The sequence below is a fragment of the Neomoorella carbonis genome, assembly GCF_045278715.1.
GTDB lineage: Bacteria > Bacillota > DSM-521 > Neomoorellales > Neomoorellaceae > Neomoorella > Neomoorella carbonis.
Map to the genome: position 1 here is coordinate 2601863 of NZ_CP136420.1, position 20215 is coordinate 2622077.

Here is a 20215-nt window from a genome sequence, read left to right on the forward strand (position 1 = left end):
CTTATACCTTGTAACAATTGATCTTTTTCCAATAAATACCATGTTATTTGTCCACCCGGGCGCCGAAGCGCTGCACCAGTATCTCCCGGACGGCCGCCACGTCGGCATCGGTGAAGGTACCGGGATCGCGACCTTTCGTCACGGCGTATGCCGCCGCCACGCCGGCGGCATCCCCCAAGACGCATTGATTGGGCAAGACTCGCAGCTCAGCCCAGGCCAGGGAAGAGATGCTGGCCGCATAGCCGGGGATGAGCAAATTGGGCACCGGGCGGCTGAGGAGGGTGTTAAAGGGGATATAGACCGGGTTCTGCGGCCACCCGCCCGGCCCCGGCGTGGTCCGGGGATAATCAGGCCGCAAGAAAGGCGTCACCGGCCAGCGGTAGCGACCGTCGCCCCCCTTAAGGTCGCTGAAATGATAGGCATTGATATCCTGCCAGTAAAAGCCCAGGCCGATGCGGTTTGCATAATTGCCGCGATCGTTGCCTTCCGCCGGTCCAGGCCCGGCGCCGTGGACGGCCGCCGCAGTCAGAGCGTAGTTGCTGTCCTCCGTCCCCGGTCCTGCTTCCCGGGGATCGACTACCGTATGAATCGTTTCCCGCAGGTAGAGCATCCCGCCGGCCAGGGGTTTCCCATCCGCATCAGGCACCACTTCCGCCTCATGGAAGCCATCGAAGCGGCGCAGGGCCCTAATGAAATCAGGGTTCGCCAGCATCTCCCGCGCCCGCTGCCAGGCCGTGTCCGTGTCCAGGGCTCCCGGCGCCATATCCTCCGGATAAGCATCGTGTCCCCGGTCGCGGGCATTCGCCCGGCCGTCGACGTTAAAGATGAGGAGGGCATTGACCCACCACTCCGGGTTCCCCGGTCCGTCCTGGACGGCATTGAGAGGCTTTATGGCAAAGCCCGTCGGGCCGTACCTGTCGTTAAAGGCGGTAACCACCGGGTCGTTTATGTAAACTTCCCTGCCGCCATAGGCGGCCCATACCCCTCCCTCCTGGCGGAAAGTCATATCCCGGTAACGGCCGGGCTGCACCCCGCGCACCTTGAACATGAGGGTAGCCGCCTGCTGACGGGGCAGCAGGAAACGCTCCTCGCGGCCGGGCCCCGGCCGGCCGGCCGCTCCTCCTCCGGTGCCGGTACTACCTCCTTGCAACCGCAGGCTCATAAGACGCCACGCCTTTTCCCCGCTGACCAGATCCGCCGCCAAAAATTCAGCGGGCCAGTCCCCGCGGCCCACCGTCACCCCGGCCTGGCTCAGACGGCTGAGCCGCCCGTCTTCCGAAGCGTCGACAAAGATAGTCGCGGCCAGTATCAGACGCTCTTCACCCCAGATTACCGTCCCGGCGGCATCCCTTTGCATGCTACGCAGGGCCAGGGCCTTGAGCCGCCCGCGCCGGTCCTTCCGGACGGCAGTAATATCCATGGCCCAGTAAGTATGGAGATTGGAGAGTTTACCCAGGTCGGCGGCAATCCGCGCCGCAAGATCCGCCGTGCGGTAAAAGGGGCCCACAGCCTTAAACCAGCGGGCAAAAGATCCTCCCTGGGCCAGCCGCCCGTCCCGGGCCCAGTAACGCACGTCCCAAAAGTTCTGGCCGCCCACCGTGGCCAGGCCGCCATATTCGCGCCCAAGGTAAGGGACCACCAGGGCCACGGACTTATCCGGCGCCGTAGCAGCAGCCTTCCAGGCCGCCGCACACCCGGCCAGGCCGCCGCCGTAAACGACGATATCCGCCCGGACCGCAGGCGCCGCCAAGGGCCAGCCCTCCGGGCGGGTCCCCGCTCCGGAAAAAGTTAACATAAAACATAAGACGATAAAAAATAATAGCAAACGTTGCTCCATCAGCTGATTCCCAATCGCCTTTCACCTAAAACAGCAAAAATATCTTTATTATCCCGCGGCTCCCTTAATCCCTCGTCGGGAGACGCAAAAAATTCTTGCTTTAAGCCAGCAAATGTAGTCTAATTTTATTTATAAAGGGGGTTCCTCATCAATGTTTGCTCCCAATACCTTTCAGCAAATCTACCGCCAGAACTGCGATCTGCTTATCTACCAGGATCTCCCCAGCGACCCCGTTATCGCTGCCTTCCTTGAAGTCTGCCGCCTGCTGGGCGAAGGGGAGGAGAGCGACAGGAAAGCAACCGGTAACGAAACAGATAAGCAGGCACCCGGCGGGAAGCTGGCCGCCGCCTGCCGCCGCTTTTTTCGCCTGCTGGCGGGTTACACCGAGCTCTACCAGGGGCCCTTTACCGGCGACCCCTGGCAGAACTACCTCCTCGACCGCGTCATTGAAGCTGAAAATACTTTTACCCTCAAGGCCGGGCAACAGCGCTGGAACGATATGGGCGCCGCCCTTAAAGACGCCGTCCGGCAGGACCTGCGTTCCCTCCAGGCCCTGGCCGGCCTGGGCCCCGCCGCTTATGGGGCCGCCCTGCTTGCCCTGCAAAAGCCATCCCCGGGCCCGGCCCATGCCAGCAGAGTTCCAGTCCACAATGGCTGTTTCATCCCCGACTGGACGCAACTTCAACCCCTAAACCCGGACCAACCCCTCCAGCCACCAGAGGCGGCCCGTCGGGAGATCAAGGAAAAACTCCTGGCTGCCGGTGACTGGGGCCAGGACGGTATCAAGCTCCTGGCCGACTACTACCATACCTGTGGCGCGGGCATCTTCGGCGCCTGCTGGGCCTTCCGCTGGGAACGCGGCCCGGCAGGCGGCAGGCTCGTATGCATCGACCACCCCGACCCCATCACCCTGGCCGACCTGGTAGGCTACGAGGCCGAACGCCAGGAAGTCATTCACAATACCGAGAAATTCCTGTGCGGCCTGCCGGCCGTCAACCTCCTCCTCTACGGCGCCCGGGGTACCGGCAAGTCGTCGACGGTCAAGGCCCTCCTGCACGCATACGGTTCCCGGGGACTTAGGCTTATAGAGCTGCCCAAAAAGTACCTGGGCGACTACCAGGAGATACTAAAAATCCTGGCGCCCAGGCCGCAGAAGTTTATCATCTTCATCGACGACCTTTCCTTTGAAGAGGACGAAGTGGAATATAAAGAGCTGAAGGGCCTGCTGGAAGGGAGCCTGCAGGCGCGGCCGGCCAACGTCCTGGTTTACGCCACCTCCAACCGTCGCCACCTGGTGAAGGAATTCTTTGCCGACCGCACGCCGAATGCTGCCGGCGAAGTGCGCCTGCAGGACACCGTCCAGGAAAAGCTCTCCCTGGCGGAGCGCTTTGGCCTTACCGTCATCTTCCCCAGCCCCGACCAGGAGCAGTACCTGACCATCGTCAGCGAGCTGGCCCGCAAAGCCAGCCTGCAAATGGAACCGGCCGAGCTGCGCCGCCGCGCCCTGCAGTGGGCCCTCTACCAGAACGGTGCCAGCGGCCGCACCGCACGGCAGTTCGTCGACTACCTCCGGGGAGAGCTCGCCAGGGTAGAAAAATAAACTGCATTATCGAAATACAGTTGAAGAACTTAAACGCTGTCAAGTCCGATAATCCGGCGCATTCTTAGGGTAAAAAGATGGAGGTCTTTCTTAAAATCGCCGGCCAGATCCGGCAATTCCTCCAGGAGCTGGCGGATTTTATCCGGGTCGAGGGTAATCGTGCAAGATGGAACCTATAATCCGCAGGGAGGCTTCATCTGTAAGACTGAAACCTCCCAGGGAATCGGCTTGAATCCTGGGAAATAAATTGTACCGCGCCAGTTCCCTTTCCAACCTTTCCAGGTTGGCCACTTCTTTATGAATACGGGCTTCCAGCAAAAGGTATCTTTCAGGGATCAAAGTTCCACCCCTTCCCGGGCGACTTCTTCCTGCAAGGATGGCAGGGCGTCCTCTTCACATACAATACTAATAGCAAAGGGCGCGGCCAGGCGCCCGGCCCGGGCCAGCATTTGCCAGTAGGGGCCTGTAAAGCCCTTGATAAAGAGATCAATATCGGACGTTTCCCGAAAATCGCCCCGGGCCAGGGAGCCATAGAGGATAACCTCCTGCACACCGTAAACGTCCCGCAAAAAGGAGGCCACCTCCCGGGCCTTCTGCCAGGCCAGGGCCCGGCGCTTATCTAACCCTTCTTCGCGTTTTATGTCAAGAAGCCGCTTTAAGCGGACAAATTCTTGTGTCATACTATCCTCTCCAGCGAGTTCCTGAAAGATAATGGCATCCCCCTCACAGGCTTAAAATCTATACCCAGGCACATGGGTTCGGCATGAAAGAATGATATCATGAAAGAATGATCTATATCTGATGCTACCAAACTTCCAGAGCAGCAGTCAACCAGAAAAAGTAAAGGCCGCGCCTTTTTATTGGTGCGGCCTCAAACCGGGCCGGGATTGTCCCCTTGGGGAATCGCCGGGGCGTTATTCCACTGCTACGGCCATGCCGTCCTGCAGCACGCCCACGTTGGTCACGGCCACCTGCTCGCCTTCCTGCAGGCCCTTAAGTACCATCACCTGCTCCTCGTTCTTCAGGCCTAACGTTACCTGCCGCCGCTCTACCACGCCATTTTTAACCACGAAGACATAATCCTGGCCGTTGTCCGTACGGACGGCTGCCAGCGGGACGACGACGCCTTCCGGCGTTGTCAGTTTAAAAACGGCGCGGGCTGTCATACCGGCCTTCAGGTCGCCCGGGTTGGCGAGGCTCACCTCCACCGGGAAACGCTGGCCAGTGGCCGCCGCCAACGGGCCTACCTGGGTCACCGTGCCGGTGAACTCCCGGCCGGGAATGGCGTCCAGGGTGACTGTCACCTTTTGCCCGATAGCCAGCAGGGTAACTGCCTCCTGGCCGACCGTACCCTGGAGTTTCAACGTCGAAGTGTCGGCGATGGTCAGCAGGGGCAGGGGGCTCGTCGGTGCGGCCATTTCGCCGGGATTAATGTTCCTGTTGGTGACCACGCCGGTGATCGGGCTGGTTATGACGGCATTGCTCATATTTACTTTAATGGTGTTGACCGCCGCTTCGGCCTGGGCCATACCGGACCCGGAGGCGGTTTCGTACTGCTTTTTGGCCACCTCGTACTGCTTGCTGGCAGCCTCATAGCCGTTTTTTGCCTGGTCCAGCTTGGTCCGGGCATCGTCCAGCTGGCTCTGGGACGCCGCACCGGCGTCCACCAGGGCCTTAATGCGGTCGTAGTATTTCTGGGCGGCGTCCAGCGCCACCCCGGCATTGGCTACGGCTACCTGCGCCGCCTCCATGCCGATGCGTGCCTGCTCCGCCTGATCCTGGACGCTGCGGACGGCCGCCTCGGCCTGCTGGAGCTGGGCCTGGAGTTCCTTCGTATCGATCTCTACCAGGACTTGACCGGCCTGTACCCGGTCGCCGACATCAGCCTTCACGGCCAGGACCTGTCCCGCCAGCTTGCTAACTACATTGGCCACCCGCGCCGGCGCCAGGGCGCCGGTTATTTCTACCGTGGCCGCCAGCTTCCCCTTGCCGGCGGCCACGGCTTTGACAGTCACCCGGTCGCTGGCCCCGGCCCTGGCGCCGCAACCGGTGGCGCCAAGGGGCAGGACAGCGGCAAGCAAAAGGGCCAGCGCCCTTTTCCCCCATATTCGCATGGCTCGTTCCCCTCCGCAATGGTTAAATTTCTCATCTAATATGAATCCGCACCGTAGCGTTCATCCCCGGCATCAACTGCACGTCGCCGGCGTCAACGAGCTGGATCTTCACCGGGATGACCTGGGTCACCTTGGTATAATTGCCGCTGGCATTCTGGGCCGGCAGCAGAGAAAACACCGACGTCGTCGCCCGGCCGATGGACGTCACCCGGCCGCTGAAGACCCGGCCCGGGTAGGCATCGATACGGACGTCCACCATCTGGCCGGCCTTGACCCTGGCAATAACCGTTTCCTTGATGTTGGCGCTGATGTAGAGGTTATTGGTGTCGGCAATAATGGCCAGGGGCATGCCCGGCGCCGCCATTTGCCCCACCACCGCCTTGGATTGCAGCACCCGGCCGTCTATGGGCGCCCGGATTTCCGCCTTGCGGGCCATGACGCCGGCCGCCGTACCCAGGGCCTGGGGATTGACGGCGCTGGAAGTCAGGGTAGATTCCAGGTCCTGCCGGCCCAGAACCTGCCCGGCTTTTACCTCATCGCCTTCCTGGATGCGCCATTCCAGCAATTTGCCCGCTATTTCCGGGCTTACCGTCACCGTATCCGCCGCCACCCGGGCGTCGTCGGTGCTGGCATAATTGAGGCTTTCATAGTAGTAGTAAAAGGCAATGGCACCGGCTCCAGCCAGGGCCAGGACCAGCACCAGGATGACTACCAGCTTCCTTGACAACTGCCGCTCACTCCCTATTTTGTTTACTCGCCGCCGCCAAATCCCGGCCGGGCACCACCAGGCCCCTTCTGAAGGAAGAAGGCCGGGATGACGCCGGCCAGGGCAAAGCCGGCCATTACGACAAAAATATCATCTATGCCCCGCACGAAGGCCGCCCGCGACACCAGTCCCGCCAGGTAAGTGGTAGCAAGGCTTTTAGCCTGGGTTGCTGCCGCCCCGCTCCCCAGATAGGAAGCGACCTGCTGGACAAAGGCAGTAACGGCCGGGTTGTCCGCCGTCACCTGGCTGGCCAGCCGCATGCTGTGCAGGGCGGTGCGGTGGTTTAAAATCGAGGTCAGGATAGCTATACCAAAAGAGCCCGATACCCGGTTGATAATATTGGTCATGGCCGAAGCCCGTCCCACCAGCTCGGGCGGCAGCCCCGCCAGGGCCGCTGTCTGGGCCGGCATGGAGGCAAAAGACATGCTTACGCTGCGCAGGATCAGCCAGGTAATGATGACCCTGTCGGGGGTAACAATATCTAAGAAGTGAAAGAGATAGGTGGTTATAGCCAGCACTACCAGCCCGGTCACCGCCATCAGACGGGGGCCGATGCGGTCGTAAAGGCGGCCGGTTACCGGCATCATCAGCGCCGAGACCAGGGCGCCGGGCATAGACAGCAGGCCTGTCTCCATAGCCCCCAGGCCGCGGACGGTCTGGAGAAAAAGGGGAACATAAAAGATGCCCCCAAACAGGCCGATGGTGGTCACCACCACCATGACATTGGCCAGGGTAAAGGCCGGATAGCGGAACACCCGCAGGTCCAGCAGGGGATTAGGACAGGTAAGTTCCAGGTACACAAAAAGGCCCAGGGAAACGGCGCTGGTGTAAAACAGGAGGACGGTGGCTTCCGACGTCCAGCCCCAGTCCGCTCCCTTGCTCAGGGCCAGGAGAAGGGTAAAAAGTCCTACCGCCGCGGTGATGGCCCCGCCGATATCCAACTTGCCCGCTCCAGCAGTCGGGAAATCGGGCAGGAGGACCAGGGAAAGCAGCACCCCCAGCACCCCAATGGGCAGGTTGATGGTAAAGATCCAGCGCCAGTCAACATACTCCACCAGGTAGCCGCCCAGCGTCGGCCCGATGGCCGGAGCCACAAAAAGGGCGATTCCCAGCACTCCCATGGCGCTGCCAATCCTGTCGCGGGGCACCATGCGGTAAATCATGGCCATGGTGGTGGGCATGATCAAGCCGCCGCCCAGGGCCTGGACGACCCGGGCCGCGATAAGGGAATCGACGTTCCAGCTCAGGGCACACAGGAGAGAACCGAAGGTGAAGATGACCAGGGCGAGGATGTACAGCTTTTTAAAGCCCAGCCTGTCCCCCAGCCAGCCGCTCAGGGGGACAATAACCCCCAGCGCCAACATGTAAATGGTGACCACCCACTCGACTGTGCTGGTATCGGTGTTAAAAACGTGCATGATGGTGGGGATGGCCACGTTGACGATGCTGGAGTCCAGGATAGACATAAAAGCCCCGATGAGAGCCACCAGGACGGGGACAACCCAGACGTCCTGCCGTCCATCGCCGGTTGCCGGCAGGTCTGCTCCCGCCCCGGCTTGTTCCCGCTCACGCCCGGCCATGACTTTCCCCTTCTTCCCGTTCCAGGTATTGATTGAGCGCTTCTAGATCAGCCACCAATCGCCGCCTGCAGTCTTCCGGCAGGGCATTAAAGATACGCCTCAGTTCGCCTTCAAGGGCTGCCGCCAGCCGGTCCATCAACTCTGCCAGGGCAGGAGTACCCCGCACCAAGATGCCGCGGCGGTCCCCCGGATCCGGCACCCGCTCCAGGAGCCCCCGGGCCACCAGGCGATCCAGGACGCCGGTAAAGGTGCTGGGCGGGATGCCGGTGTGCCCGGCCAGCTCCGTCACCCGCAAAGAGCCCCGTTTCTGCACTTTCCAGAGGACCAGGATTTCCGTCCCGGAAAGCCCTTCCGCATGGAACAGCGGCGCCAGCCGCCGCCCCAGCCGCCGGTACACCCGGCTGAAAAGCTCTAATAGCTGGATCTCCTGCAATCCCACCACCTGCTTTGAAACCGAATATTACGATATCGAAGTAATAACGATAAAAATAATAGCACCACCATGGTGCCCTGTCAACTGCTGCATTTCCACCCGCGCGCCCAACTCCCTGCAGGTTACCAGGTACGTGTCAACAGCAAAAATGTATAGTTAACAAGAAAGGGCTTTAGGTAACCCTTTCTGATGAACTCTAATCACTGAAATCACTTATTTGGCTCTTTATGAACATCAATACCTCACTTAATTCTATCTCTAATGATGGTTCTACCCTTTCTGGTGAACCTATATGCTTATGATGAGGAAAGGTGGCAAGCTGGTGCCAGTGAGGGGCATTGTCCCAGCGAATAATAAGTTTTCCATATCTATCTGCCCAGTGATATGAATACTTGCGTTCAGAGCCAAAATTATAATCTTTTATGAAAAGCTTACTCCCATCGATAAAAGTAAGGGTTGCTTTTAAACGCTTACGATTGGTTTCCCGTTCAAAAAGTTCAACGACATAAGTCTTAATAATGCTCCGAAAGGCTTTAAGGACATTAAGCATCCTCAATCTCCTTTTTCTGGCGCATTAAATCTTCCAGTGTTTCCTTTGCAAACCGCCAGTCCAGGAGATCGTCCTCATGTTCGAAATCCTCGCCACCATTTTCATGAACCATGGCAGCAAACTTTTCAAAAGTCATACCATACTTTTTTTCGTAGTATAAGCATTCGGCTCGATAGCGGTTTATCTTGCTTAAAATCAGGAGTAAAGCTTGCTCCTTAAGTGCTTCCCTCTCATTGGCAAACCCCATACTCCTCAGCACAGGACCTACCTTACGTAAAAAATCGGCATCAAGATTAGCCCTTTCCTCATACATGAAATCACCTTCCCCTCTCTTGACTGAAAATATCTCTACAATTAGTTTCTTTATTTTACATCCTATCATTAGCCAATAGTCCAGTCAATCCAACGATCATTACCGCCGTATTGTAGAAGAATACGAACTGGATGCCCCGCGGAGCGACGGCCGCACTATTTACAGAGCAGGCAGGAAATCGCACCCTATCGCCGAATAAATAAGGAAAAAGTAGCCAGTCGCCGGCCGGCCTGTAACCGGAAAAATTCAACCTGCGAAGGAGGGCAAGGTGTGGTCATGATTATCTGGAGCCGTTTCATGTATTCCTCAACAGCCTTGCTCCTGGCCCTATCCTTATGCTTTTTCCCTTCCACGCCGGCTCGGGCCGGCACACCCTACACCATCCTTTGGCAGCGGCAGATAGCCGGCGGCACCGGCAATTCCGGCCTGTCTCCGGTTATAAGCCCCTGGGGCGATATCTTCCTGGTAACGGGCAGCAGCATCCTTCGCCTCAATGACCGGGGCGAGCAGATCTGGGACTTTAAGACAGGGGAGAGGCCCACCGGCGCGCCGGTCTTCTTCCCCGACGGCAGCACCTTCGTCCCCACGGCCAGGACCCTGTACGAGATCAAGCCCTACGGCCGCCCCGGCTGGAGCTTCAGCGTCACCAGCGGGGAAAGCGGCGGCGGCAATACATCTTCGCCCACCCTAGCCCGGGGACCGGGGGAAAGCTTTTACCTTCTTATCGGCCTCCTTCCTGTCGATCTTATCCAGCTCCCGGTAAAATTCCTCTTCTTCTTTCTGGTTTAGTTTTAAGTAGCTCTCAAAAAAGCCGCCCAGCAATTCCATGCGGGCAGGGTCGAGGCGAAGACGCGTAAGCATCCGCATGAATTCTACCTTTACTTTTACCTTTTCTTCTGGCTTAAAGCCCATCTTGCTTAACAGGGCAGCCGCTACTGGATTATCACTGTTAATATAATCCCGCCAGTAAAGCTTTTTTAGTTCCAGTTTGTAGAAACGGAACTTTAGCACTTCCAAAAAAGAAAAATCTACGGTAAAATTATCCGGTTCGTCCTGTATCTGGTCGTAGCTGAATATGGCTATGGGCAAGATTTTAAGCCGGTACTTTTCATAAAGCCGGCTAAAATAAATAAACATTCTTTCATTAAAATCTTGTTGCATGTAGCTTTGCGGTTCGATATGGACCAGGATTAAACCCGGCTCATCTCTAAGTCGTGTTTCCACCAGGAGATCAACGATATGTCTTTCTCCGGCGGTTACGTCGGTGTGAATGAAGACCTTACCTGCCCCGTGGTACTGTTTTTGTTTTGCGTAGTTAAAGTAACTAAAAAATTTGTAAAACCCTGTTTCAATCCATTAGAGGGAAGGAACTGGTAAATAAGGTAGACCGTTGGTCCAGGACGGTCTTTTTTCGTGTTTGACATCGTATACGCCAGGCTATATAGATAGTAGATAGGTAACTAACTAGTTAGTATACAAAATTATGCTAACTAACATAAAACAAAGCCAGCCCGGAAGTCACACGCACTTAAGCAATGCAAAGAGGTGACCACTGTGAACGCTTTAACCCGCATCAAACTCAAAAAAACGGCAGTAACCGTCTTACTGGCAGGTATCTTCACCGTAGCCGTCTTTATCTTTCACAACTACTTTTACAAGCAACAAACGGCAATCGCCGAAGAGCGCGACAGCCTCATCGCCACCGGGACCATAGAAGCCAGAACAGCTGTGGCGGCCTTTAAAATACCCGGCAGGATCGAAACCATTCTCGTCGACGAGGGCGCCAGGGTGGAGCAGGGCCAGGAGCTGGCCCGCCTGGACAGCAGCGAGCTCAACGCCAAGCTGGCCCAGGCCGAAGGGGCCTATGCCGCCGCCCAGGGGCAGGTTAACCAGGCCAGCCATAACGTGACCTTACAGAGCCAGCAAATTGAAGCCAAGATCAAGCAGGCCGAGGCAGGCGTCGCCGCAGCCGAGGTGGGCGTTAAGGACGCTCAAGATCAGGTAAACGCAGCCGAGGTAGGCGTTAAAGATGCAAAAGATCAGCTAAACAATGCCCAAGACCTCTACGAACGCCTCCGTCTCCTGCACGACCAGGGGGCTATAGATGACCGCAAACTGGAAGAAGCCAGAATCGGCTACGAGCGGGCCCATAACGCCTACAACGCAGCCCAGATCAGCTATGAGCGAGCCCGGAACGCCTACGATGCAGCGCAAAAGAAGCTGCAGGAGGCCCGCGCCCTTCTCGACCAGGCTATTTCGGCCCGGACAGGCGTGGCGGTGGCCCAGGCCCAGCAAGAAGCCGCCGCCGGCCAGGCCAAGCAAGCCGGCGGTGCGCTAGAGGAAGCAAAAGCCTACCTGGCCGACGCCGTTTTAAAAGCCCCCATAACCGGCTTCATCACCCAGAAATACCTCGAGCAGGGCGAAATGGTTAACGCCGGGACGCCCGTCTTTGAAATCACCGATTTGCTCCATACCTACGTCAAAGTTTACATAAGCGAAAAGAAGATCGGCCGTGTCCACCTCGGCCAGGAAGCGGAGATCACGGTAGACGCCTTCCCAGGCAAAATCTTTAAAGGCAAGGTGGTGTGGATCAACGACGCCGGCGAGTTTGCCGTCAAAAAGGCGATTAACGACCAGTACGAGCATGACATCCGCAGCTTCGAGGTCAAAATCGACGTCCCCAACCCGGATCTGGTCTTAAAAACCGGTATGACGGCCAGGGTAAAGATCCTGGAAGGGGAGCAGCAGTAAATGGAGACAATCGTCGCCGTTAAAGACCTGACGCAAAAAATAGGCCGAAAAACCGTCCTGGACGGTCTGAACATGGAAGTAATGGCCGGAGAATGCCTGGGCATCTTCGGCATGAAAGGCAGCGGCAAGACGGCCCTCCTCCACATCCTGGCCGGCATCGACAGGTTCAATTCCGGAAAAGTAGAGATAGCCGGGATGGATATCCGCAGGACCGAGAAGTTTAAAAGATACCTGGGACTGGTCACCCAGGAGCGCAGCCTTTTCCAGGATCTGAACGCGGCGGAAAACCTCGACTTTATCGCCGCGCTGAAAAACGTCGGCCGGGATAATATCGACCGGCTGATTGAGCGGCTGGAGCTGGGCGAAGTGTTAAATCAACCCGTGGGCCACATGGAGGCGGGCCCGTACCAGCGCCTGGCCCTGGCCTGCGCCCTCCTCAACAGCCCCCGACTGCTCATCGCGGACGAGCTCCTCGGCACCATCGACCTGGATTCGCGCCGCATCATCTTGCGGGAGTTACAAGCTTTTCTCGCCGGAGGCGGGGCCTGTATCTGGGCTTTCAGCAACGCCGAGTTTATGCACCACGTCCACCGGGTAGGCTGGCTGGAAAATGGCAAAATAACCTTTTACAAACCCGAAGAAGCCCTGACGCGGTGGAACGCCCGGCTCCAGTCCCTGGCCAGGCAGGGCGGTGACGGCGATGCTTAGACAGTGCCTGGCCATTATGCGGCGCGAGGTGTTTTACCTCTGGCGCGACAGGGGCTTGCGCTATATCCTTTTCTGCAGCTCTATATTGGGGCTGCTGCTCTTCTACGCCGTCTACAGCGCCCAGGTATTAAAAGACATCCCCACCGCGGTCGTCGACCTGGACAACTCCGCCGCCAGCCGCGAGCTGGTGGACAAGATAGGAAAGGCGGAATATTTAAAGCTAGTCGCCTCGGTCACGAGTTACGACGACCTGCAGGAGTTAATCAAGCGGGGGAAAGCCGTCGTGGGCGTCGTCATCCCCGAAAACTACGGCAGGAATCTGGCCCTCGGCCGGCAGGCGCGGGTGCTGGCAGTTATCGACGGGAGCAACATGATCTATGCCACCAACGCCTCCGCGGCTTTGCTGACCGTCACCCGTACCCTCAGCGCCCAGGCCGGCGTCAACGCCCTGGTGGCCCGGGGGGTCCAATTGCAACAAGCTAAAGAAGCCTACCAGGCCATCGATATCAGCGAGGAAGCATGGTTCAACCCGGCCCTAAACTACGCCTACTTCCTGGTGCTAGCCCTGGCTTTAAACATCTGGCAGCAGTGCTGCACCCTGGCGGCGTGCCTGAACGTCATCGGCGAAAGGGGCATGAAAAGCTGGCTGCAGATCAAAGCCTGCGGCATTTCCAAATTCAGATTCTTCGCCAGCAAATCGATAGCCCAGATATTTATTTTTATGGCCATCGTCTTGCCCATCTATATCCTGGGGTTCGGCGCCCTGAAGCTGCCCCTCAACTTCAGCTGGCCGGCCCTTCTCCTCTTCACCCTGGCGTTCGCCGTAGCCGTCCACAGCATCGGCACCCTGGCGTCCAGCTTCGCCCATAACGCCGTTAATGCCGCCAGGTTCGGCATGATTATCGCCTTACCTTCCTTTGTACTGTCGGGCTATACCTGGCCCCTGGAAGCCATGCCGGTTTACCTGCAGAAGCTGGCCTGGATTCTGCCCCAGACGTGGTTCTTCCAGGGGATAAACTACTTTGCCTTCAAAAACGCCGGTTGGAATTTGATGTCCCATTATATACTAGCCATGCTGGCCGTCGCCGCCGTATGCTATGGAGCAGCGGCTATCTTTATCGCGCGGAGTTAGGGGGAAGAGGCTCATGCGGCAGATCCTTAGCATCGCCTACTACGAAATGCTCCATATTTTTAAAGAGAAAATCCTTTTTTTAATGGTTTTCCTGGTACCCCTCGGCTACGCCGCCCTTTTCGGCGCCGCCTATGTCACCGCCGTCCTGAACAACGTGCCTGTAGCCATCGTCGACCTGGATGACTCGAAGCTCAGCCGGGAAATAGCCGCCGCCTTCGCCAACAGCCCCCACTTCAAGGTAATAGACGGCATAAAGACCTATCCCGAGCTTCAGGAGGGGATGAAAAACGGCCGGGTACGGGCCGGCGTGGTCATCCCGGAACACTTTGAGCAGGACATGTCCCGGCACGCCTTGACCCGGGTACTGGCCGTTTACGACGGCTCCAATTTAATCTGGGGGTACAATACCCGCAAGTACATCCGCGAGGTGTTTAACGATTTCATTGCCGGCAGGGCGGCATCCTACCTGGCGGGGCTGGGTTATACTAAAAACGAGATCCGCGCCATTATGGACACGGTCTCCCTGAACACCGAAGTCTGGTACAACCCCACTTTCAGCTACACCAACTTTTTATACATGGGGTTAATCATGATTATCCTGCACCAGATCGGCCTCCTCAGCGTCAGCCTGACCGTAACCCGGGAGAAAGAGCGCCGGACCTGGCTGCAGTTCTTGAGCGCACCCTTGCCGGCGTGGAAAATCTTCGCCGGCAAGGCCCTGCCTTATTTCGTAGCCGGCTTCTTCAATTACTCCCTCCTGCTCTGGTTCGCCGCCCGCTTCGTCCACCTGAAGATCAGCGGTTCCCTGACCCTGCTTATCCTGCTCGGCCTGCTCTACGACTTGATCATCACCGCTGCCGGTTTTTTCATTTCCACCCGTGCACCCAACTCTCTGCAGGTTACCAGGTACGTGATGCTTTTGTCCGTCCCCTTGTTCATGATCTCCGGCTTTACCTGGCCCTGGACCCATATACCGGCTTTTATCAATTTCCTGGCCCGGCTGCTGCCCTCCACCTGGATGATGCTGGGCTTTCGCCAGGTCGCCCTGAAGGAGCTTGAGATGAGCTATATCCTGCCGCACCTCCGGGCCTTGAGCCTGATGGCTTTCCTGGCGGTGCTGGCCGCCGTCACTTTTCCCAAGCGGCTCAACCCGCCCCCCGACGCCGGGCCGGCGATAAACAGCGGCCCCTCGTATCCCTCCCGCTGGAAATAACCCCGGAACCCTGGCTGGACCGGAAAAAGTGGGGTAAAATTTAGTCTGTAAACCTAATAGGTAAGGCGTGAGCAAATGATGGAAAGGAGCGCAAAAGGCAGCCGGGAACGCATCCTGGCTGCCGCCGAAGAAGTCTTCGCCGCCAAAGGCATCGACGGCGCGCGGGTGGATGAAATCGCCGCCCTGGCGCGGGTAAATAAACGCATGCTCTATCACTACTTCAACAGCAAAGAAGAACTGTATACTTACGTCCTCAAGGTGAATTTCGAAAAAAGCCTCGCCGCCGGGAAAAAGGCCTTCCGCGAGAAGGGGGACCTGAAGCAGCAGGTCGCGGAGGCCATCCGCAATTACTTTTATTTCCTGGCCGCCAACCCCAACTACCCCCGCCTTATGGCCTGGGAAGCCCTCCAGGGCGGAAAGTACGCCCGCAAGGTGCTGCCGGAGGTGTGGGAACAGGGACTGCCCAGCCTCAAGGCCATCCTCGCCGAAGGCATTTCCCGGGGCGTCTTCCGTCCCGACCTGGACCTCAAACAGGTGCTGGCCAGCATCACCACCCTCTGCTCCGGCTATTTCACCAACAAGGATATTCTGGCCATCCTCTGGGAAGAGGACCCCTTGAGCCCCGGCAATATGGAAAAGAGGCTCAAGCATATCACCGATCTCATTTTAAACCACATCGTCGCGTGACCTGCTCTACTCCCGGAAGGTTGTTAAAAAATTCGATAAAGACTTCTTCCCATCTCCCCGAGCGTGATATAATATCTTTAGCGAGAGGGAGTGGAGAATTGCCCAACAAGCAATGGCACCCGGTTTTTGTGACGGCTTTAAAGGAGGCACTGTCCGACGCCCCGCCGGGCCAGGTAGAAATCCAGGCGGAGGTAGCCCTTTCCTCCAGGCCGTTGGATGTCGACGTAATCGTTATAAAGAAGAAAGCCGACATTGTCCTCGCCCATCCAGTGGCCAGGGTGTTCCGCAGGTATAACCTCTTTGAGTTTAAGTCGCCTGTAGATTACCTGGAAGCCAACGACTTTGACAAAGGCCTGGCCCTGGCCCGGCTGTATAAAGTAATCGAGCATCCTGGAGCGCTGGTGCTGGATGACTTCACCCTCACCCTGGTCAGCAGCAGCTACCCCCGGGCCATGATGGAGATGCTCAAGGCCAGAAAACTCAAGGTACAGGCGGACGTCCCAGCGACCGGTATCTATCAGGTTAAAGGCGAAATGTTTGTCGTTCAAGTTGTGGTCATTAACGAACTGGAGGACCCGGAAGCCCTTTATCCCTTCGCCCCCTTTATAACCGGTCGGCGGCGTAAAGAGACGCAAGCAACCGTCCTTTTGCTGAAAAAGTTCCTCCAGGACCCGTCTAACCCGTACAGGAAGGACCTGGCGGAATTCACCATAAAGAATGAACTGGTATTGCCCGAAGAAATGGAGGAGGTGCAGCAACTTATGTATTCACCTGAAGAAAGGCAGAGGATTAAAGAGATCTTTAATAAATCTCCTATAATGCAGGAATGGCTCAAGGAATGGTCCGAGCAGGCCAGGATTGAGGGCCTGGCCAAAGGCCGGGCAGAGGGCCTGGCCAAAGGCCTGGCCAAAGGCCGGGCGGAAGGGCTGGCCAAAGGCCGGGCAGAGGGCCTGGCCAAAGGCCTGGCCAGAGGCCGGGCTGAAGGCGCCCGGGAAGGTAAAATCGAAAAGGCCCAGGAGGCCATTTGCACCTATCTAAAAATAAAATATGCTCCCATAGCTCCTCAATGGCTGACCAAAGTCAGAGAAGTTAACGACCTGGAACTACTTGATTCCATGCTGGTGCGACTTTTCCAGGCCGCTTCCAAAGAGGAAGCCCAGGCGATTATCCAGCAGGTGCTGGAAAAAGCGAACGAGTTTTCTTCCAGATAAAGTATTTTATCAAAAAAAGTAATGCAAATGGGATTGGATGCGGATATAACTTCTAGCTTCCCCAGGCTTCTAAGAGTCTATGGGGCGAACCTTCCCACCCAATGGCTGATACCAAAACATTCGTATCAAAAACGACTTTTTTCAAGTGGTACGCACCTCAAGGATGGCGCTCTCGATGACATCCTGTTCCAGGTTGGCTTTTTTTACCGCTTCCTGAATATTTTTCAAAGCCTTACTTACTGTTTGTGCGGCATTGGCAGCCGATAGCTTTTGTAATTGTTTATATTCTTCATAACTCACTAAAACAGCTTTTTCCTTTGCTTTGTGGATTATGATTACCGGTTCCCTATTTTGCGCGACCTGGGTAACCAACCTTCCTAATTTCCGCCTTGCTTCTTCAACGCCAAGGATCTCTTCCATAATGTTCACCTCAAGATTAATCTTGAGGTTCAAATGTATAGTTGTCAAGAAGGTTTTGGACCTACTGCCGGCAGGAAATCGCACCCGGTCGCCGAATAAATAAGGAAAAAGTAGCCAGTCGCCGGCCGGCTTGTAACCGGAAAAATCAACCTGCGAAGGAGGGCAAGGTGTGGTCATGATTATCTGGCGCCGTTTTATGTATTCCTCAACAGCCTTGCTCGTGGCCCTCTCCTTATGCCTTTCCCCCCTCCGGCCGGCCGGGGCCGGCAGTCCCTACACCATCCTCTGGCAGCGGCAAATCGCCGGCGGCACCGGCAATTCCGGCCTGCCGCCGGTAATAAGCCCCTGGGGCGATATCTTCCTGGTAACGAGCAGCAGCATCCTACGCCTCAATGACCGGGGCGAGCAGATCTGGGACTTTAAGACAGGGGAGAGGCCCACCGGCGCGCCGGTCTTCTTCCCCGACGGCAGCGCCTTCGTCCCCACGACCAGGACCCTGTACGAGATCAAACCCTACGGCCGCCCCGGCTGGAGCTTCAGCGTCGCTAGCGGGGAAAGCGGCGGCAATACCTCCTCGCCCACCCTCGCCCGGGGACCGGGGGAAAGCTTTTACCTGCTCCTGGGCAAGAGCCTTTACGCCGTGGCACCGCGGCGCGACATGCTCTGGTACATGGGGCAGAGCGACTACCCCGTAGCCGTGGACGCCGACCGGCAATATGTTTTTGTGGCCCGCACCGAAAAAGACAGCGGCACCACGGTGGAAGCCCTGGACGGCAGCGGCGCGACCGTCTGGCGGCGGGGCTTCGCCGAGCAGAAGCAGCTTTATCTCTCCTTAAGCCCCGGCGGAAAATACCTCTACGTGGCCGGCGTACCCAAAACAGCGAGCGTGATGAATAAATGCGCCTTGTACGCCCTGGACGCGGCCAGCGGCGCTATCGTCTGGGCGCGCCGCTTCAGCCAGGCGGAAATAGGCAACATCAACGCGGCCCCCGACGGCCTGGTCTACCTGGTGGCCGGCAAGGAACGCCTCTATGCCCTGGACGGCGCTACAGGGGAAGAACGGCTCTCCACCCGCCTCCTCGACCTTTCCGGGGCGGCCCCGGCCGTGGACCGACAGGGAACGATCTATGTGCCCGGCCGGGAACGCCTCTACGCCGTCGACGGCCGGGACGGTCGGCTCCTGTGGGATATGGAGGTGGACGGCGGCGTACAGGTTACTCCCGCACTGGGCCCTGACGGCCTGACGGTCTATTTTACCGGCGGTAAAGGCATCCTTTACGCTCTGCAGACCGCCTACGCGAATACCTCGCCACGAACCGCCGGCGGAGCCGTGGGCGCAGTATCTACATCGGGCAATCTGGCAAGAGCGGCGCAATAAATTTGCCGCGGCTAAATCTGAACCTGAACATATCCTGGGGGTAGGTATTTCCCTGTGCGACACTTCTTGCTTGCTATCTTAACGGCCCTGCTCCTGGCCTTCCCCCGCCCGGCCCTGGCAGCGTGGGGCGATGGGCTCTTTCCCGACGCCGCCGGCCACTGGGCCGCAGAGCCCATCAACTTTCTCGGGGCACTGGACATCGTCCACGGCTACCCGGATGGCACCTGCCGCCCGGACCAGCCCCTGACGGCGGTGGAGGCGGTTTCCCTGCTGCTGCGCTCCACCGGCTACAGCAGCGCCGGGAACCTCCCTGCCCGCCCCGGCGGCCAGATGCCCCTACCTACGGCCCGTCCTTCCGTCAGCGCCAACCGGGGCACGGCCCCGGCCGTGCCGGCGGGAGTCGCCTGGGCCGCAGGCGACCTGGCCCTGGCCGTAGAGCAAAAAATCCTCCTGCCGGACGAACTGCAGGAAGGCCTGCTCATGGGGCCGGCGCCGCGTTACCTGGTGTGGCAGCTCCTGGCCCGCAGCCTGAAGACGCCCCTGCAGCAGGACGCGCCCCTGGACTTCAGCGATGCCGTCCTGGTGCCGGAAGAGGCCCGCCCGGCCGCCGCCACCCTGGCGGCCCTGCAGATAATCCGGGGCTTTCCCGACGGCACCCTGCGCCCCGTGGATACCATTACCCGCGCCGAAATGCTGGCCCTGCTGGCCCGGATGGTGGAGAACGGCTGGCTCAACCCGGCGCCGGAACGCCGCCTGGATGGCTGGGTGCAGGAGGTCAAACAGGACACCGGGCGCGCCGGAAATCCTTCAGGCCCAGCTGGAAGCCGCGGTACCAGCCCTGGAACTGCGGCGGCCCGCTATTTAGTGACCATTAGCACGCCAACCAGCGGCAGCAAGGATTACCCCATGGCCGCCTCCGCCGCCGTCTTCAACGTCCCCTTGCCGACTCCCTTCGCCCTGGAAAATATGCACGTCCTGACCGTCCTCAACCGGCGTAACGAGCTGGCCTTCATCAAGGCTTACGAGCCCCGCCAACCGGGGCAATTAACCGTCAATACAGGCACCGTAGAAAAGGTAGTCCGGGGCCGCGGCCTGCAACTGGTACTGCGGGACCTGGACCACGACCTGAAGACCTATGAAGCGACCTGGGCGACAACAGTGCCCGGCGGCCTTTTCGCCCTGAAGCAGGGCCAGTGGGTAAAGGTGGAATTGAACGGTGCGGCGGTCTGGAACGTCGAACCCCTGAAGGTGAAGAAAGCCAGCGGCACCATTGAGGCAGTCGAAGGCCGCAAGCTTTACCTGGACAAATTCGACAAAGAACTGGGAAATGTCTTCCTCAACTGGGATCGCGCCCGCCTCTCCGATAAGGACGGCAATCAGTACACCGGCAGCGGCGGGCTGCAGGCAGGCGCCAAAGTCGAGATAACCTGTCTGGACTGGGATAAAGTGCTGGAGATAAAGATACTTTAAAAATAAGCCGCAGGATGCCGATCCTGCGGCCAGCTTTTTCCTTATTACCTGG

At 58.2% G+C, this 20215-nt stretch carries 20 protein-coding genes and 1 pseudogene; 10 read left to right on the plus strand and 11 right to left on the minus strand.

Annotated features, from left to right (window positions below; genetic code table 11):
- Positions 1 to 43 precede the first annotated feature (43 nt).
- Complete coding sequence (locus tag MCACP_RS13195) at positions 44 to 1750, minus strand: FAD-dependent oxidoreductase (protein ID WP_406677203.1); 1707 nt, start codon at positions 1748 to 1750, stop codon at positions 44 to 46.
- Between the two features lie 238 nt (positions 1751 to 1988).
- Between MCACP_RS13195 and MCACP_RS13200 the strand changes: the two genes are divergently transcribed.
- Positions 1989 to 3437: an ATP-binding protein gene (locus MCACP_RS13200; RefSeq protein WP_406677204.1), complete on the plus strand. Its 1449-nt coding sequence runs from the start codon at positions 1989 to 1991 to the stop codon at positions 3435 to 3437.
- A gap of 138 nt (positions 3438 to 3575) precedes the next feature.
- Here MCACP_RS13200 and MCACP_RS13205 read toward each other — a convergent pair whose 3' ends face one another.
- The 8 genes from MCACP_RS13205 to MCACP_RS13240 form a co-directional block, all read right to left on the minus strand.
- On the minus strand, positions 3576 to 3776 hold the full coding sequence (locus MCACP_RS13205) for a hypothetical protein (protein ID WP_406677205.1): 201 nt from the start codon (positions 3774 to 3776) through the stop codon (positions 3576 to 3578).
- Positions 3773 to 4117, minus strand: a complete 345-nt coding sequence (locus tag MCACP_RS13210; RefSeq protein ID WP_406677206.1) for a nucleotidyltransferase family protein — start codon at positions 4115 to 4117, stop codon at positions 3773 to 3775. Before MCACP_RS13210 ends, MCACP_RS13205 begins: the two co-directional genes overlap by 4 nt.
- A 234-nt stretch (positions 4118 to 4351) precedes the next feature.
- On the minus strand, positions 4352 to 5551 hold the full coding sequence (locus MCACP_RS13215) for an efflux RND transporter periplasmic adaptor subunit (protein ID WP_406677207.1): 1200 nt from the start codon (positions 5549 to 5551) through the stop codon (positions 4352 to 4354).
- Between the two features lie 31 nt (positions 5552 to 5582).
- Positions 5583 to 6278, minus strand: a complete 696-nt coding sequence (locus tag MCACP_RS13220) for an HlyD family secretion protein (RefSeq protein ID WP_406677208.1) — start codon at positions 6276 to 6278, stop codon at positions 5583 to 5585.
- Positions 6279 to 6301: 23 nt separating this feature from the next.
- Positions 6302 to 7897 (minus strand): DHA2 family efflux MFS transporter permease subunit, encoded by a 1596-nt coding sequence (locus tag MCACP_RS13225; RefSeq protein ID WP_406677209.1) that lies wholly within the window; start codon positions 7895 to 7897, stop codon positions 6302 to 6304.
- Positions 7884 to 8330, minus strand: a complete 447-nt coding sequence (locus MCACP_RS13230) for a MarR family winged helix-turn-helix transcriptional regulator (protein ID WP_406677210.1) — start codon at positions 8328 to 8330, stop codon at positions 7884 to 7886. Before MCACP_RS13230 ends, MCACP_RS13225 begins: the two co-directional genes overlap by 14 nt.
- A 196-nt stretch (positions 8331 to 8526) precedes the next feature.
- The gene (locus MCACP_RS13235; RefSeq protein WP_406677211.1) at positions 8527 to 8880 is read right to left on the minus strand and encodes a toxin-antitoxin system TumE family protein; all 354 of its coding nucleotides are present in this window, start codon (positions 8878 to 8880) and stop codon (positions 8527 to 8529) included.
- Positions 8873 to 9193, minus strand: coding sequence for a hypothetical protein (locus MCACP_RS13240; protein WP_406677212.1), 321 nt, complete (start codon positions 9191 to 9193; stop codon positions 8873 to 8875). The genes MCACP_RS13235 and MCACP_RS13240 overlap by 8 nt, the downstream gene beginning before the upstream one ends.
- 270 nt (positions 9194 to 9463) lie before the next feature.
- Between MCACP_RS13240 and MCACP_RS13245 the strand changes: the two genes are divergently transcribed.
- On the plus strand, positions 9464 to 9982 hold the full coding sequence (locus MCACP_RS13245) for a hypothetical protein (protein WP_406677213.1): 519 nt from the start codon (positions 9464 to 9466) through the stop codon (positions 9980 to 9982).
- Here MCACP_RS13245 and MCACP_RS13250 read toward each other — a convergent pair.
- Positions 9917 to 10546, minus strand: a pseudogene (locus MCACP_RS13250) (DUF4351 domain-containing protein); the annotation flags it as partial. The gene MCACP_RS13245 and the pseudogene MCACP_RS13250 sit on opposite strands and share 66 nt — an antisense overlap.
- Positions 10547 to 10747: 201 nt before the next feature.
- Here MCACP_RS13250 and MCACP_RS13255 point away from each other — a divergent pair.
- The 6 genes from MCACP_RS13255 to MCACP_RS13280 all read left to right on the plus strand — a co-directional run bounded on the left by MCACP_RS13255 (position 10748) and on the right by MCACP_RS13280 (position 16895).
- Positions 10748 to 11944 carry an HlyD family secretion protein gene (locus MCACP_RS13255; protein WP_406677214.1) on the plus strand — a complete coding sequence of 399 codons (1197 nt, stop codon included), beginning with the start codon at positions 10748 to 10750 and terminating at the stop codon, positions 11942 to 11944.
- Positions 11945 to 12652, plus strand: a complete 708-nt coding sequence (locus MCACP_RS13260; RefSeq protein ID WP_406677215.1) for an ATP-binding cassette domain-containing protein — start codon at positions 11945 to 11947, stop codon at positions 12650 to 12652. It begins immediately after the preceding gene.
- Positions 12645 to 13784, plus strand: coding sequence for an ABC transporter permease (locus tag MCACP_RS13265; RefSeq protein WP_406677216.1), 1140 nt, complete (start codon positions 12645 to 12647; stop codon positions 13782 to 13784). The genes MCACP_RS13260 and MCACP_RS13265 overlap by 8 nt, the downstream gene beginning before the upstream one ends.
- 13 nt (positions 13785 to 13797) lie before the next feature.
- Positions 13798 to 14997, plus strand: coding sequence for an ABC transporter permease (locus MCACP_RS13270; RefSeq protein ID WP_406677217.1), 1200 nt, complete (start codon positions 13798 to 13800; stop codon positions 14995 to 14997).
- 75 nt (positions 14998 to 15072) lie between these two features.
- Positions 15073 to 15684 (plus strand): TetR/AcrR family transcriptional regulator, encoded by a 612-nt coding sequence (locus MCACP_RS13275; RefSeq protein WP_406677218.1) that lies wholly within the window; start codon positions 15073 to 15075, stop codon positions 15682 to 15684.
- Positions 15685 to 15782: 98 nt separating this feature from the next.
- Positions 15783 to 16895, plus strand: coding sequence for a hypothetical protein (locus MCACP_RS13280; protein ID WP_406677219.1), 1113 nt, complete (start codon positions 15783 to 15785; stop codon positions 16893 to 16895).
- Positions 16896 to 17036: 141 nt separating this feature from the next.
- Here the strand turns inward: MCACP_RS13280 and MCACP_RS13285 are convergent, their stop codons facing one another.
- Entirely contained in the window at positions 17037 to 17348 is a 312-nt protein-coding gene (locus tag MCACP_RS13285) for a type II toxin-antitoxin system Phd/YefM family antitoxin (protein ID WP_406677220.1), read from the minus strand.
- A 142-nt stretch (positions 17349 to 17490) separates the two neighbouring features.
- On the opposite strand from MCACP_RS13285, the gene MCACP_RS13290 reads away from it, so the two are divergent.
- Complete coding sequence (locus MCACP_RS13290; protein ID WP_406678759.1) at positions 17491 to 18693, plus strand: PQQ-binding-like beta-propeller repeat protein; 1203 nt, start codon at positions 17491 to 17493, stop codon at positions 18691 to 18693.
- Between the two features lie 66 nt (positions 18694 to 18759).
- Positions 18760 to 20163: an S-layer homology domain-containing protein gene (locus tag MCACP_RS13295; RefSeq protein ID WP_406677221.1), complete on the plus strand. Its 1404-nt coding sequence runs from the start codon at positions 18760 to 18762 to the stop codon at positions 20161 to 20163.
- Positions 20164 to 20215 lie beyond the last annotated feature (52 nt).

What these genes read in the sequence shown, in the direction of transcription:
- MCACP_RS13235 (WP_406677211.1), bottom strand. Translation starts at nt 8,880, where the DNA reads ATGCTTAATGTCCTTAAAGCCTTTCGGAGCATTATTAAGACTTATGTC.
- MCACP_RS13290 (WP_406678759.1), top strand. Translation starts at nt 17,491, where the DNA reads ATGATTATCTGGCGCCGTTTTATGTATTCCTCAACAGCCTTGCTCGTG.
- MCACP_RS13270 (WP_406677217.1), top strand. Translation starts at nt 13,798, where the DNA reads ATGCGGCAGATCCTTAGCATCGCCTACTACGAAATGCTCCATATTTTT.
- MCACP_RS13225 (WP_406677209.1), bottom strand. Translation starts at nt 7,897, where the DNA reads ATGGCCGGGCGTGAGCGGGAACAAGCCGGGGCGGGAGCAGACCTGCCG.
- MCACP_RS13260 (WP_406677215.1), top strand. Translation starts at nt 11,945, where the DNA reads ATGGAGACAATCGTCGCCGTTAAAGACCTGACGCAAAAAATAGGCCGA.
- MCACP_RS13200 (WP_406677204.1), top strand. Translation starts at nt 1,989, where the DNA reads ATGTTTGCTCCCAATACCTTTCAGCAAATCTACCGCCAGAACTGCGAT.
- MCACP_RS13210 (WP_406677206.1), bottom strand. Translation starts at nt 4,117, where the DNA reads ATGACACAAGAATTTGTCCGCTTAAAGCGGCTTCTTGACATAAAACGC.
- MCACP_RS13265 (WP_406677216.1), top strand. Translation starts at nt 12,645, where the DNA reads ATGCTTAGACAGTGCCTGGCCATTATGCGGCGCGAGGTGTTTTACCTC.
- MCACP_RS13240 (WP_406677212.1), bottom strand. Translation starts at nt 9,193, where the DNA reads ATGTATGAGGAAAGGGCTAATCTTGATGCCGATTTTTTACGTAAGGTA.
- MCACP_RS13275 (WP_406677218.1), top strand. Translation starts at nt 15,073, where the DNA reads ATGATGGAAAGGAGCGCAAAAGGCAGCCGGGAACGCATCCTGGCTGCC.
- MCACP_RS13215 (WP_406677207.1), bottom strand. Translation starts at nt 5,551, where the DNA reads ATGCGAATATGGGGGAAAAGGGCGCTGGCCCTTTTGCTTGCCGCTGTC.